The sequence below is a fragment of the Rhodanobacter sp. UC4443_H10 genome (assembly GCF_052978325.1).
The window spans coordinates 2513245-2527048 of sequence record NZ_CM129668.1 but is presented as its reverse complement, the minus strand read 5'-3'; the positions used below and the strand labels follow the sequence as shown (position 1 = coordinate 2527048).

Below are 13804 nucleotides of genomic sequence, written 5' to 3'. Positions count from 1 at the left end.
GCAGTGGCCCACAGTGGCGCGGGTCACAGCGCAACTGCCAAGTCAGCCACGGAAATCGCCACGGCGCGGCACCGGTGCATCGCGGATGTGCAAACATCCCCGGCACAGGGGCAGGTGCTGCAGGGAGTGACGCTTGTGCCGGACATGATCGTTCATCACATCGATGGCCTGCTGGCCGAACGCATCGCGGCGCTGGCCAAGCTGCGCCAGTGTCCGGTCAACGACGTGATGCTGGACGCGCTGCGCGTCGGCCTCGGCATGTCGGTGGCGCACCGATACAGCGAAAGCCTGCGCGATCCGCACGCCCTGGCCGTACTCGATGGTCACTGGGAAGCCGCCGAGCGCGGCGCGTTCCAGGAGGCGTTGCTGGCGCTGGCCCGCACGCGGCCGACCCAGCTGGCGCCGGAGAGCATCCGTTACGACGTGCCGGGTGCCGGCGCGGAATAGACCGCCCCGAGTACCCGCGGTCCGCGCGCGCCGGTCACGGCCGGCAGGTTGCCGGGCAGTTGCAGCAGGCGTTGGCGCGCCAGCCAGGCAAATGCGGTCGCTTCGAGAAAGTCCGGGTCGACACCGCAGCTGGCGGTACTGTCCAGCCGGCGTGGAGCCAACGTCTCTCCCAGGCGCTGCATCAGCCGCTCATTGTGCACGCCGCCGCCGCAGGCCAGCACCTCCGTCGCTTCCGGCGCATGCTGCATCACGGCTGCGGTGACGCTGCGCACGGTCAGCTCCAGCAGCGTCGCCTGCACGTCGGCGGGTGCCAGTATGGCCGGCGGCGCGCGGGTGGCCAGCCAGTCCAGATGAAAGTATTCGCGTCCGGTGCTTTTGGGCGGCGGCAGCGCAAAGTACGGATCGGCCAGCAGGGCGTCGAGCAGCTCGGGCACGACCCGGCCGCGGGCGGCAAAGGCTCCGCCGCGATCGAACGGTTCGCCCCGATGGCGCAGGCACCACGCGTCGAGCAGGCCGTTGGCCGGCCCGGTGTCGAAGCCGCGCACACCGCCGTCGGCCGCGAGCACAGTGAGGTTGGCGATGCCGCCGAGGTTGAGCACGGCGCGCGTACGCCCGGGCACGCCCAGCAGCATGGCATGCACCGCCGGCAGCAGCGGCGCGCCCTGGCCGCCGGCGGCGACGTCGGCGCGGCGGAAGTCGGCGACCACCTCGATGCGGCAGCGCTCGGCGATCACGCTGGGGTCGCCCAGCTGCAAGGTGAAGGGGTGCTCGCCGCCGGGCCGGTGGCGCAAGGTTTGTCCATGCGAACCGATGGCGCGCACCGCCGCGGCCGTCGTGCCGGCGCGATCGAGCAAGTGCAAGGCGGCCTCGGCAAACTGCTGCCCGATTTCAACGTCGAGCCGGCCCCAGCCGTCCAGGTCGAGCGCGGCCTCGCCTTGCGCCACTGCCAGCATGCGTTCGCGCAAGGCATGCGGCCACGGATGGGCATGGCAGGCAAGGGTGTGCGGCTTGCCTTCGCGAAAACGCACCAGCACCGCATCGATGCTGTCGGCGCTGGTGCCGGAGATCAGGCCGATGTAGAGCGCCGAGTCGTCTTCAGCCACGCGCAAGGGCAGCTCAGTTGTCGTGATTGGCGGGAGCGTTGGCGCGCGCCAGCTTGATCCGGTTGTCCAGCTCGGTCAGCCGGGCCAGCTGCGGCTTGACCACCTGCGACTCGAAGCGGGCCAGCTGGGCGGCGGGCAGCGGTTCGGGCTTGGGCAGGGTCACCGTCTGCGGGTTGCGCTGCACGCCGTTGACGCGGAACTCGTAGTGCAGGTGCGGGCCGGTGGCCAGCCCGGTCATGCCGACGTAGCCGATCACCTCGCCCTGGCGCACCCGCTCGCCCACGTGCTGGCCCTTCACGAACCGCGACATGTGGCCGTACGCGGTGCTGATGGTCTTGTTGTGCTGGATCACCACGAAGTTGCCGTAACCGCGCTCCCAGCCGTGGTACTTGATCACGCCGTCGCCGGCGGCGTGGATCGGCGTGCCGCTGGGGGCCGCGTAGTCGACGCCCTTGTGCGCGCGCATGCGGCCGAGGATCGGGTGCATGCGGGCGGAGGAAAACTGGGACGAGATCCGGGTGAAATCGACCGGGATGCGCAGGAAGGATTTCTGGATCGGACGTCCATCTTCGCTGAACCAGCCGTAGTTGCCGTCGGCCTTCTTGAATCGGTAAGCGGTGTAGCGCTTGCCCTGGTTGACGAATTCGGCAGCCACGATGTCGCCCTGGCCGTAGCGCACGCCATCACGGTAGATGTCGTCGTAGATCATGGTGAAGCTGTCGCCCACGCGCAGGTCCTGCACGAAGTCGATGTCGTATTTGAACAGGTCGGCCAGCTTGCCGATCATCGCCGCGTTCACCCCGGCCTGGTCACCGGCGGCATACAGGCTGCTGCGAATCACGCCGTGCGCCACCTGCTCGCGTCGGTCGATGTCGCGCGGCTGCAAGGCCAGCGTGGGTTGTACGCCGTCGAAGCGGATGACGGCGCGGTTGGCGGCATCCGGATCGAAACGGAAGCCCTTCAGGCTGCCGTCGCTGCCGAGCAGGAAATCGAACTCCTCGCCCGGACGGATGCTGTGCAGGGCCTCCTTGTGGTTGCCCGCGGTGTCCATCACCTTCTGCAGGTCGCTCATGCCCAGGCCATGGGCGGTGAAGATGTCGGAAAGGGTCTGTCCCGGCTGCACCCGCACCACCTGCCAGTCATCGACGGTGGACACCGGCGTCTGGACCAGGTCGGCCTTGGGCAGGGCCAGCGGCAACAGCGTGTGCGCCACGGGTGCGGGCGCCGGACGCATCGCGTTGGCCCACGACGGCATGATGAAGCCGGACAACAAGGTGATCAGCAGCGCTGTGCCGGCAAGCATCCAGTGTTCGCGGTGCCAGCGGATCGGTTCGACATCGCTCGACCGGTTGAACGACCAGTGCGCGCAACGTTCGTAGAAGCGACAGTGAAGACGCTGTGCCTTGCGGCATATGGCCTGCTTGCGCGCCTGCAGCGCGCCCATGTTCTCTTCGGCCATGCCGTGTTCACCCCGTACCGCTCAAGCAAAAACTCGGCGTACCATAACGGCGATGTGCAGAGAGCGTCAATGCCTTTGCCATCAATGGTTTGCGATCCATTCCTGATTAACGCACAATTAACTTCCGCCGCACGCAGCGAATGGCTAACGCCTCTCCGTTTCGCGCCGCCCGGTTCATTTTCCATGCCCCATCCAGCGAGAAATCCATGAGCGAGCACGAGCACGCCCTGTCCACGATTGCGCGTGGCGCCGACGAAATCATCAAGCGCGAGGAGCTGGTCGAGCGCCTGAAATCGGGGCGTCCACTGCGGGTCAAGGCCGGCTTCGATCCGACCGCGCCGGACCTGCACCTGGGTCACACGGTGCTGCTCAACAAGATGCGCCAGTTCCAGGATCTGGGTCACCAGGTCATCTTCCTGATCGGCGACTTCACCGGCATGATCGGCGACCCGACCGGCAAGAACGTCACCCGCAAGCCGCTCACGCGCGAGGATGTGCTGGCCAATGCCGAGACCTATGCCGATCAGGTCTACAAGGTGCTGGATCGCGAGAAGACCGAGCTGCGCTTCAACTCCGAATGGTTCGACAAGATGTCGGCCGCCGACATGATCCGGCTGGCCGCGCAGCACACCGTGGCGCGCATGCTCGAGCGCGACGATTTCACCAAGCGCTATGCCGCGCAGCAGCCGATCGCCATCCACGAGTTCTTGTACCCGCTGACCCAGGGTTACGACTCGGTGGCCTTGAAGGCGGATATCGAGCTCGGCGGCACCGACCAGAAGTTCAACCTGCTGATGGGCCGCAGCCTGCAGGAACACTACGGCCAGCCGCCGCAGATCGTGCTCACCATGCCGCTGCTGGAGGGGCTGGACGGCGTCAACAAGATGTCCAAGTCGCTTGGCAACTACATCGGCATCAACGAACCGGCCATCGACATCGTCACCAAGACGATGAAGATCGGCGACGAGTTGATGTGGCGCTGGTTCGAGCTGCTCAGCTTCGAGGTGTCGCTGGACGAGCTGGCGCGCATGAAGCGCGATGTCGAGGGTGGCCAGCTCAACCCGCGTGACGCCAAGTTGCGTTTGGCGCGCGAGCTGGCTGCGCGTTTCCACGCCCCTGCCGCCGCCGAACAGGCGATCGCCGGCTGGCACGCCGTCGTGCGCGGCGAAGGCGACACCGCGCTGCTGCCGCAAACCGACATCGCCGTGCCGGCGGAGGGCTTGCGCCTGGCCGCGCTGCTCACCGCCGCCGGCCTGACCACCAGCAACTCCGAGGCAACCCGGAAGCTGAAGGAGCGTGCCGTTCGCATCGACGCGGCCGTCGCGGAAGACGCACAGCGCGTTTTCCATGCCGGCTTCGAGGGCGTCCTGCAGGTCGGCAAGCGCAATTTCGCGCGGGTGCGGCTGGTCGTCGCCTGAACCGACAGCCGCATTCTCGCGGCGCGAATTCGCGGCCGACGCAGAAAACACTTGCCAAAAAAAGCGCAGGCCGTATGATTCGCGGCCCACGTCGGCCCAACGCCATGGGGCGCGACATGCGATACCTCGACGAACTTCCCTGAAGGTGTTGACGGTCTCGGAAAGCGATGTAGAATGGGCGGCTCACCCGGGACGAAAGGTCACGGGGCGATCACCGAAAGGCGGTCGGGCAGCGAAGATCTTTGACAGTGTGCGCAGGTGAATTGTGTGGACGTCTTGCGTTGATGGGTCGTGACCTGTCCAAGCAATGCAAGCGTCCCACCAAGTAAAAAGTCAGTAATGAGTTTTGATTGGTTGGGAACATACGCTTCGGAAAGATAGATGGCTTCGGTCATCGAAAACTTAAGTGAAGAGTTTGATCCTGGCTCAGATTGAACGCTGGCGGCATGCCTAACACATGCAAGTCGAACGGCAGCACAGAGGAGCTTGCTCCTTGGGTGGCGAGTGGCGGACGGGTGAGTAATGCATCGGGATCTACCCTGACGTGGGGGATAACCTCGGGAAACCGGGACTAATACCGCATACGTCCTACGGGAGAAAGCGGGGGACCTTTTAGGCCTCGCGCGGCAGGACGAACCGATGTGCGATTAGCTAGTTGGCGGGGTAATGGCCCACCAAGGCGACGATCGCTAGCTGGTCTGAGAGGATGATCAGCCACACTGGGACTGAGACACGGCCCAGACTCCTACGGGAGGCAGCAGTGGGGAATATTGGACAATGGGCGCAAGCCTGATCCAGCAATGCCGCGTGTGTGAAGAAGGCCTTCGGGTTGTAAAGCACTTTTATCAGGAGCGAAATCTGCATGCTTAATACGTGTGCAGTCTGACGGTACCTGAGGAATAAGCACCGGCTAACTTCGTGCCAGCAGCCGCGGTAATACGAAGGGTGCAAGCGTTAATCGGAATTACTGGGCGTAAAGGGTGCGTAGGCGGTTCGTTAAGTCTGTCGTGAAATCCCCGGGCTCAACCTGGGAATGGCGATGGATACTGGCGAGCTAGAGTGTGTCAGAGGATGGTGGAATTCCCGGTGTAGCGGTGAAATGCGTAGAGATCGGGAGGAACATCAGTGGCGAAGGCGGCCATCTGGGACAACACTGACGCTGAAGCACGAAAGCGTGGGGAGCAAACAGGATTAGATACCCTGGTAGTCCACGCCCTAAACGATGCGAACTGGATGTTGGTCTCAACTCGGAGATCAGTGTCGAAGCTAACGCGTTAAGTTCGCCGCCTGGGGAGTACGGTCGCAAGACTGAAACTCAAAGGAATTGACGGGGGCCCGCACAAGCGGTGGAGTATGTGGTTTAATTCGATGCAACGCGAAGAACCTTACCTGGCCTTGACATGTCCGGAATCCTGCAGAGATGCGGGAGTGCCTTCGGGAATCGGAACACAGGTGCTGCATGGCTGTCGTCAGCTCGTGTCGTGAGATGTTGGGTTAAGTCCCGCAACGAGCGCAACCCTTGTCCTTAGTTGCCAGCGAGTAATGTCGGGAACTCTAAGGAGACTGCCGGTGACAAACCGGAGGAAGGTGGGGATGACGTCAAGTCCTCATGGCCCTTACGGCCAGGGCTACACACGTACTACAATGGTCGGTACAGAGGGTTGCAATACCGCGAGGTGGAGCCAATCCCAGAAAGCCGATCCCAGTCCGGATTGGAGTCTGCAACTCGACTCCATGAAGTCGGAATCGCTAGTAATCGCGGATCAGCTATGCCGCGGTGAATACGTTCCCGGGCCTTGTACACACCGCCCGTCACACCATGGGAGTGGGTTGCTCCAGAAGGCGTTAGTCTAACCGCAAGGAGGACGACGCCCACGGAGTGGTTCATGACTGGGGTGAAGTCGTAACAAGGTAGCCGTATCGGAAGGTGCGGCTGGATCACCTCCTTTCGAGAACGACACGTCGCACCGATCGGTGCAAGACGTCCACACAAGACACCTGTACTTCACGCGAAGGGTTTGCTTACGCAACGTCCCTGTTGCGAAGAGCGAACATCAAGACCGGCCCTCCATGGCCGGACTCTTCACAACAGCCGCTTCGAACGAGGCTTACGGCCCCGTCAAGCGGGACCAGGTAGCTTGGCTCGCGGGTTCTGGGGTTCACCTTTCATGGGTCTGTAGCTCAGGTGGTTAGAGCGCACCCCTGATAAGGGTGAGGCCGGTGGTTCGAGTCCACCCAGACCCACCATGGGGCCATAGCTCAGCTGGGAGAGCACCTGCTTTGCAAGCAGGGGGTCGTCGGTTCGATCCCGACTGGCTCCACCACTCCAGTGGGCGCGTGAAGTATCAGCACACGAAAGATTTTGAAATCGACCGGCATTGAGGCCGGCACGATGTTCTTTGAAAACACGTAAACGAGTGACAAGCGTCTTGGTTCGAACCGAACCGAGGCAAGTGTTAAGGCACGAAACGAAGTAACTTGGCTGCCCCTGAGGAGGGGGCATGCCCCGAGGCGACTTGGGGTTATATGGTCAAGCGACTAAGCGTATACGGTGGATGCCTTGGCAGTCAGAGGCGATGAAGGACGTGGCAGCCTGCGAAAAGTGTCGGGGAGCTGGCAACAAGCTTTGATCCGGCAATGTCCGAATGGGGAAACCCACCGCGCAAGCGGTATCGCATGATGAATACATAGTCATGCGAGGCGAACCCGGGGAACTGAAATATCTAAGTACCCGGAGGAAAAGAAATCAACCGAGATTCCGTCAGTAGCGACGAGCGAACGCGGACTAGCCCAAAAGTATCTTGTGTTCTAGTCAAACGGCATGGAAAGGCCGGCCATAGATGGTGATAGCCCAGTCGACGAAAGGGCACTTGATATGAAATTGAGTAAGGCGGGGCACGTGAAACCTTGTCTGAACATGGGGGGACCATCCTCCAAGGCTAAATACTCCTGACTGACCGATAGCGAACTAGTACCGTGAGGGAAAGGCGAAAAGAACCCCGGAGAGGGGAGTGAAATAGACCCTGAAACCGTATACGTACAAGCAGTGGAAGCCCGCAAGGGTGACTGCGTACCTTTTGTATAATGGGTCAGCGACTTACTGTCTGTGGCAAGCTTAACCGTATAGGGGAGGCGAAGAGAAATCGAGTCTGAATAGGGCGCATAGTCTCAGGCAGTAGACCCGAAACCGAGTGATCTATCCTTGGCCAGGTTGAAGGTGCGGTAACACGCACTGGAGGACCGAACCCACATCTGTTGCAATAGATGGGGATGAGCTGAGGATAGGAGTGAAAGGCTAAACAAACTCGGAGATAGCTGGTTCTCCTCGAAAGCTATTTAGGTAGCGCCTCGGACGAATCTTCCTGGGGGTAGAGCACTGTTATGGCTAGCGGGTCATCGCGACTTAGCAAACCATGGCAAACTCCGAATACCAGGACAGACTATCCGGGAGACACACGGCGGGTGCTAACGTCCGTCGTGAAAAGGGAAACAACCCAGACCCGCAGCTAAGGTCCCCAAGTTCTAGCTAAGTGGAAAACGATGTGGAAAGGCATAGACAGCCAGGAGGTTGGCTTAGAAGCAGCCATCCTTTAAAGAAAGCGTAATAGCTCACTGGTCGAGTCGGTCTGCGCGGAAGATTTAACGGGGCTAAGCTAGACACCGAAGCTCGGGGTGCACAGCAATGTGCGCGGTAGAGGAGCGTTCCGTAAGCCTGTGAAGGTGGATTGTAAAGTCTGCTGGAGGTATCGGAAGTGCGAATGCTGACATGAGTAACGATAAGGGGGGTGAAAAGCCCCCCCGCCGAAAGCCCAAGGTTTCCTCGCGCAACGTTCATCGGCGCAGGGTGAGTCGGCCCCTAAGGCGAGGCAGAAATGCGTAGTCGATGGGAAGCGGGTTAATATTCCCGCACTTTTCTACAGTGCGATGTGGGGACGGAGAAAGTTAGGTCTACCGGGCGTTGGTTGTCCCGGGGAAAGGAGGTAGGCATGGATCTTTGGCAAATCCGGGATCCTTTATGCCGAGCACTTATGACGAGCCCTTTTGGGCGAAGTGACTGATACTACGCTTCCAGGAAAAGCCACTAAGCTTCAGCTGTAGAAGAACCGTACCGTAAACCGACACTGGTAGGCAGGGTGAGAATCCCAAGGCGCTTGAGAGAACTCGGGTGAAGGAACTAGGCAAAATGGCACCGTAACTTCGGGAGAAGGTGCGCCCATCAGTGTGGCTACATGCGTAGCTGAGCACCGATGGGTCGCAGTAACCTGGCCGCTGCGACTGTTTATCAAAAACACAGCACTCTGCAAACACGAAAGTGGACGTATAGGGTGTGACGCCTGCCCGGTGCTGGAAGGTTAATTGATGGGGTCAGCCGCAAGGCGAAGCTCTTGATCGAAGCCCCAGTAAACGGCGGCCGTAACTATAACGGTCCTAAGGTAGCGAAATTCCTTGTCGGGTAAGTTCCGACCTGCACGAATGGCGTAACGACAGCGGCGCTGTCTCCACCCGAGACTCAGTGAAATTGAATTCGCTGTGAAGATGCAGCGTTCCCGCGGCAAGACGGAAAGACCCCGTGAACCTTTACTATAGCTTTACACTGAACGTTGAGTTCTTCTGTGTAGGATAGGTGGGAGGCTTTGAAGTGCAGACGCCAGTTTGCATGGAGCCATCCTTGAAATACCACCCTGAAGTGCTTGACGTTCTAACCTCGGCCCGTTATCCGGGTCAGGGACCGTGTATGGTGGGTAGTTTGACTGGGGCGGTCTCCTCCCAAAGAGTAACGGAGGAGCACGAAGGTACGCTCAGCGCGGTCGGACATCGCGCACTGTGTGCAAAGGCATAAGCGTGCTTGACTGCGAGATCGACGGATCAAGCAGGTACGAAAGTAGGTCTTAGTGATCCGGTGGTTCTGTATGGAAGGGCCATCGCTCAACGGATAAAAGGTACTCCGGGGATAACAGGCTGATACCGCCCAAGAGTTCATATCGACGGCGGTGTTTGGCACCTCGATGTCGGCTCATCACATCCTGGGGCTGTAGCCGGTCCCAAGGGTATGGCTGTTCGCCATTTAAAGTGGTACGCGAGCTGGGTTCAGAACGTCGTGAGACAGTTCGGTCCCTATCTGTCGTGGGCGTTGGAGATTTGAGGGGGGCTGCTCCTAGTACGAGAGGACCGGAGTGGACGTTCCGCTGGTGTTCGGGTTGTCTCGCCAGAGGCATTGCCCGGTAGCTATGAACGGAAGTGATAACCGCTGAAAGCATCTAAGCGGGAAGCACGCCCCAAGATGAGATCTCCCGAGAGCTTGACTCTCCTGAAGGCACCATCAAGACCAGGTGGTTGATAGGCAGGATGTGGAAGCGCAGCAATGCGTTGAGCTTACCTGTACTAATGAGCCGTGCGGCTTGACCATATAACCCCAAGTGGCTTTGTTTGACGCAGGTCCCTCTGCGGAGCCACCGGCCATCCCTGGCCGGACTCTTCAAAGGAGCCGCCTCGAGCACTGTCTCGAAACGTTTGAATTTCACCTCGACGCTTGTCACTCGTTTACGATTTATCTCACGTGAGATCCCTCTCACGGAAAGAGGAGTCAACACCTCGCCATCCATGGCGGACTCTTCAACACCTCGAGGGATCTTTCGCGGAAGAGCCGGCCGTCAGGGCCGCCTCTTCAGAAACGTGGAGCTGGCGCACGCGCGCTGCTCCCACCCCTTCCCTGGCGGCCATAGCGGCGTGGTCCCACCTGATCCCATCCCGAACTCAGAAGTGAAACGCGCATGCGCCGATGGTAGTGTGGCTTTGCCATGCAAGAGTAGGTCACCGCCAGGGGCTTTATCCCGAAACACCCTCACCGGCAACGGTGGGGGTTTTTCTTTTCTGCCGCCGCCACCGCCGCCCGCAACCTGCAACAGGTCACCGCCAGGGAGCTCGTTCTCGAGGTGGACCTGCGCTCGGGTGACCCTGCGACAGCCACCGGCCAAGAGCCGCATTGCGTCAAGGTCATGCGGCAGCGATCGCCTATGATGGCCAGGTCACGCGCCAGCGCGCGGGCGAGGCGGAGGGATGGCTTTTGTTTGTCCATGTGGAAACGCGCCGCCGGCCGCGCTGGCATTGGGCGACCGTGCTGCTGGTCAGTCTGTGTGTGGTCTGTTTCGTCGGATTGGCAATGATCCCGGCGCCGCAGCGCATCGCGCTGCTGCTGCAGTGGGGTACGGTGCCGGCGAACATCTTCGATGCGCACGAGCCATTGCTGCCGCAGCTGACCGATCCGGCGCTGCTGCGGCTGTTCACGGCGCTCTTCATCCACGTCACCTGGCTGCATCTGCTGGGCAACCTGCTGTTCCTGGTGATCTTCGGCTTGCCCGGTGAGCGTGCGCTGGGATCGTTGCGCTTCCTGGTGCTGTTCGTCATCGGCGGCGTGGTGGCCAACCTGATCGGGGCGCTGTCGCTGGCCGGCGTGCGCCTGCCGATCATCGGCTGCAGCGGTGCGGTATCGGCGGTGGTGGGCGCCTACGTGGCGCTGTTTCCGCGGGCACGCCTGGGCCTGGTGTTGCCGCTCGGCCTGTACTTGCAGTTCGTGCGCGTGCCGGCCTTCCTGCTGATCGGCATGTGGGTGCTGCTGCAATTGCTGTTCAGCTATGCCGGGCCCAGCTATGGTGCCTACGTGTGGTGGGCGCACATCGGCGGTTTCGTGTTCGGCGTGGGGTTTGCGCTGTTCTCGCGCGAGGCGATCGCCAGGCGCTTGCGCGGCTGATGGCGGCTCAGTCGCCGGCCCAACCGTGCAGATGGGCGAAGCGGCGCAACAATCGGCGCGCGATCGGGGTGGCGGCCACGTCACTGAAGATGCGCGCGGCGTCGGCACCTTCGCGATGCAGGTCGTGGCGCTTGCGCCGGATGTAGGCGCGCATCACCTCGGCGTTGAACTCGGGATGAAACTGGACGCTGATCGCGTTCGGCCCGTAGCGTAGCCACTGGTGCGGGTCGCGTGCCGAGCTGGCCAGGATCTGCGCCCCCGCGGGCGGCTCCAGCACGCTCTGCTCGTGCGTGGTGTGCGCGCGAAAACTGGCGGGGAGGCCAGCGCCCAGCGGGTCGTGCGCCTGCCCTGCGCTGACCCCGATCGACTGGGTGCCGATCTCACGCCCGCCGGGCAGGTAATCGACCCGTCCACCCAACGCGTGCGTCATCAGCTGGTGGCCGTAGCAGACGCCGAACAAGGGCACCTCGGCGTCCATCGCGTCGCGGATCCAGCCGGCGGTCGCTTCGCTCCAGGGTAGTTTCTCGGTGACCATCGCGGCCGAGCCGGTGACGATGGCGCCGGCCACCTCGCCCGCCGCCGGCAGCGTTTCGCCGGCCGCCACGTCGACGATGCGCAGGCGCTCCGGGCGCAGTCCGGCGGCGAGGCGGAACCAGTGCGGAAAATCGCCGTGGCGCGCACGGATGCTGTCCGGCGCCCGGCCGGTACGGATGATCAGGACGGGTTTCATGCGGTGTCTCGGGGGAGGTTTGACGCGCTAGTGCGGATCATCGGCCAAGGCGTCGATCGGTGGCAACACGGTCAGCACTTCCTGCACCGTGGTCAGTCCGGCGGCGACCTGGTCGGCGGCGGAGATGCGCAGCGGGCGCATGCCCTCGTCCAACGCAGCCTGGCCGAAGCCGCTGAGGTCGAGTTCGGCCGAGATCATGCCGCGCAGATGCGGCGAGAGCTTCATCATCTCGTAGATGCCGGTGCGGCCCATGAAGCCGGTGTTGCGGCATTCCAGGCAGCCGACCGCCCGGTACACCTGCGCCGGCACCGGCATCGCCCAGCCGCGGGTCAGCACGTTCCACGCCAGCGGGTCCTGGGTGGTGGCCTGCTTGCAATGCGGGCACAGCGTGCGCACCAGGCGTTGCGCCACCACGCCGGTGAGGGTGGACTGGATCAGGTAGTGCGGCACGCCGAGATCGAGCAGGCGGGTGACCGCGCTGGGCGCGTCGTTGGTGTGCAGCGTGGACAGCACCAGGTGTCCGGTGAGCGAGGCCTGCACCGCCATCTGCGCGGTTTCCAGGTCGCGGATCTCGCCGACCATGATGATGTCCGGGTCCTGCCGCAGCAGCGTGCGCACACCGGCGGCGAAATCGAGGTCGATCGCCGCGTGCACCTGCATCTGGTTGAACTCCGGCGAGACCATCTCGATCGGGTCCTCCACGGTGCACACGTTGAGTTCTGGCGTGGCCAGGTGCTTGAGTGTGGAATACAGCGTGGTGGTCTTGCCCGAGCCGGTGGGGCCGGTGACCAGCACGATGCCGTGCGGGCGCTCGACCATGTTGCGCCAGTTCTCCGCCTCGCTCGGCGAGAAACCCAGCTGGGCGAAATCCTTCACCACCAGATCCGGATCGAAGATGCGCATCACCACCTTCTCGCCGAAGGCGGTGGGCATGTTCGAGATGCGCAACTCCACCTCGCGCCCGGAGGCAGAGCGCGTCTTGATGCGGCCGTCCTGCGGCCGGCGCTTCTCGGCCACGTCCATGCGGGCGAGGATCTTGATGCGTGCGGTCACTGCGGTCATCACCGGCGCCGGCAACTCGAACACTTTCTGCATGACGCCGTCGATGCGGAAGCGGATGTAGCCGGTCTCGCGTCGTGGTTCCAGATGAATGTCCGAGGCGCGCTGCTCGAAGGCGTACTGCAGCAGCCAGTCGACGATGTGCACCACATGGCGATCGTCGGCGCCGACCTCGCCGCTCTTGCCCAGCTCCACCAATTGCTCGAAGTTGAGGATCGCCGAGGAGCTGTCGCTGCCGGTCTTGGCGTCCTGCGCCAGCTGGATCGAGCGCTGGACGCCGTAGAACTCCTGCTGGTAGCGGTTGATGTCGATCGGGCTGGCCACGACGCGTTTGATGTCCCGCCGCAGCATGTGGGCCAGGTCGGGCGCCCAGGCGTCGTCGAACGGTTCGCTGGTGGCGAACGTCACCTCGCCCACGGTCGCCGCGATCGGCAGGATGCGGTGCCGTTTCGCGTAGGCCAGGCTCACCACCTGGGTGACCGTGGCTGCGTTGATCTTCATCGGATCGATCTTGAGGTACGGCAAGCCGGCATGGCCAGCCAGCCACTCGGCCAGCGTCTCCAGGCTCAATGGCCGGCCGGGCTCGCGCTGGTTGATCAACTTGGCGTTGGCGATCACCACCAGCGGGTGCAGCTCCACCGTGCTGCGGCCGGCGCGCGCGCCCATGCGCACGTTCTTCGCATCCTCGGCGAGCGCGTAACCGTCGACCACCAGCGCGGCCAGCACCTCGTCCAGTTCGAGTCGGCCACGACGGCCGAGCAGCGAGGCAATTTGTGGCGATGCAGCCATCCGGCAAGTGTCCTGTGCAAGGCTCCGCCAGCCGGAAATTCCAGCCGCAAA

At 62.5% G+C, this 13804-nt stretch carries 8 protein-coding genes, 2 tRNA genes and 3 rRNA genes; 8 read left to right on the top strand and 5 right to left on the bottom strand.

Features of this window, described 5'->3' with window-relative positions; translation table 11 throughout:
• Positions 1–144 precede the first annotated feature (144 nt).
• Complete coding sequence (locus tag ACVCMB_RS11610) at positions 145–447, top strand: hypothetical protein (protein WP_395120650.1); 303 nt, start codon at positions 145–147, stop codon at positions 445–447.
• Here the strand turns inward: ACVCMB_RS11610 and ACVCMB_RS11605 are convergent.
• On the bottom strand, positions 417–1550 hold the full coding sequence (locus ACVCMB_RS11605) for an anhydro-N-acetylmuramic acid kinase (protein ID WP_447107164.1): 1134 nt from the start codon (positions 1548–1550) through the stop codon (positions 417–419). The two genes, ACVCMB_RS11610 and ACVCMB_RS11605, sit on opposite strands and share 31 nt — an antisense overlap.
• A gap of 13 nt (positions 1551–1563) precedes the next feature.
• Complete coding sequence (locus ACVCMB_RS11600) at positions 1564–3009, bottom strand: OapA family protein (RefSeq protein WP_447106989.1); 1446 nt, start codon at positions 3007–3009, stop codon at positions 1564–1566.
• A gap of 206 nt (positions 3010–3215) precedes the next feature.
• Between ACVCMB_RS11600 and tyrS the strand changes: the two genes are divergently transcribed.
• Positions 3216–4427, top strand: coding sequence for a tyrosine--tRNA ligase (gene tyrS / locus ACVCMB_RS11595; protein WP_447106988.1), 1212 nt, complete (start codon positions 3216–3218; stop codon positions 4425–4427).
• Positions 4428–4627: 200 nt separating this feature from the next.
• On the opposite strand, the gene ACVCMB_RS11590 is transcribed toward tyrS, so the two are convergent.
• Positions 4628–4822, bottom strand: a complete 195-nt coding sequence (locus tag ACVCMB_RS11590) for a hypothetical protein (protein WP_395120256.1) — start codon at positions 4820–4822, stop codon at positions 4628–4630.
• Between the two features lie 8 nt (positions 4823–4830).
• Here ACVCMB_RS11590 and ACVCMB_RS11585 point away from each other — a divergent pair.
• The 6 genes from ACVCMB_RS11585 to ACVCMB_RS11560 all read left to right on the top strand — a co-directional run bounded on the left by ACVCMB_RS11585 (position 4831) and on the right by ACVCMB_RS11560 (position 11175).
• A 16S ribosomal RNA gene (locus tag ACVCMB_RS11585) occupies positions 4831–6376 on the top strand.
• 221 nt (positions 6377–6597) lie between these two features.
• Positions 6598–6674: transfer RNA gene (locus ACVCMB_RS11580), tRNA-Ile, on the top strand.
• Between the two features lies 1 nt (position 6675).
• Positions 6676–6751: transfer RNA gene (locus ACVCMB_RS11575), tRNA-Ala, on the top strand.
• Positions 6752–6955: 204 nt separating this feature from the next.
• A 23S ribosomal RNA gene (locus tag ACVCMB_RS11570) occupies positions 6956–9834 on the top strand.
• A gap of 302 nt (positions 9835–10136) precedes the next feature.
• Positions 10137–10250, top strand: a 5S ribosomal RNA gene (gene rrf, locus ACVCMB_RS11565).
• Together the 16S, 23S and 5S rRNA genes with 2 tRNA genes alongside form the textbook arrangement of a ribosomal RNA operon.
• 241 nt (positions 10251–10491) lie before the next feature.
• Complete coding sequence (locus ACVCMB_RS11560) at positions 10492–11175, top strand: rhomboid family intramembrane serine protease (protein ID WP_395120647.1); 684 nt, start codon at positions 10492–10494, stop codon at positions 11173–11175.
• A 7-nt stretch (positions 11176–11182) separates the two neighbouring features.
• On the opposite strand, the gene ACVCMB_RS11555 is transcribed toward ACVCMB_RS11560, so the two are convergent.
• Both ACVCMB_RS11555 and ACVCMB_RS11550 read right to left on the bottom strand, forming a co-directional pair.
• Positions 11183–11905 carry a glutamine amidotransferase gene (locus ACVCMB_RS11555; RefSeq protein WP_395120646.1) on the bottom strand — a complete coding sequence of 241 codons (723 nt, stop codon included), beginning with the start codon at positions 11903–11905 and terminating at the stop codon, positions 11183–11185.
• A 27-nt stretch (positions 11906–11932) separates the two neighbouring features.
• Complete coding sequence (locus tag ACVCMB_RS11550) at positions 11933–13753, bottom strand: GspE/PulE family protein (RefSeq protein WP_395120645.1); 1821 nt, start codon at positions 13751–13753, stop codon at positions 11933–11935.
• Between the last annotated feature and the right edge of the window lie 51 nt (positions 13754–13804).

Excerpts from the sequence above, each read along its gene's own strand:
- ACVCMB_RS11610 (WP_395120650.1), top strand. The coding sequence starts at position 145 with ATGATCGTTCATCACATCGATGGCCTGCTGGCCGAACGCATCGCGGCG.
- ACVCMB_RS11600 (WP_447106989.1), bottom strand. The coding sequence starts at position 3,009 with ATGGCCGAAGAGAACATGGGCGCGCTGCAGGCGCGCAAGCAGGCCATA.
- tyrS (WP_447106988.1), top strand. The coding sequence starts at position 3,216 with ATGAGCGAGCACGAGCACGCCCTGTCCACGATTGCGCGTGGCGCCGAC.
- ACVCMB_RS11590 (WP_395120256.1), bottom strand. The coding sequence starts at position 4,822 with ATGACCGAAGCCATCTATCTTTCCGAAGCGTATGTTCCCAACCAATCA.
- ACVCMB_RS11555 (WP_395120646.1), bottom strand. The coding sequence starts at position 11,905 with ATGAAACCCGTCCTGATCATCCGTACCGGCCGGGCGCCGGACAGCATC.
- ACVCMB_RS11550 (WP_395120645.1), bottom strand. The coding sequence starts at position 13,753 with ATGGCTGCATCGCCACAAATTGCCTCGCTGCTCGGCCGTCGTGGCCGA.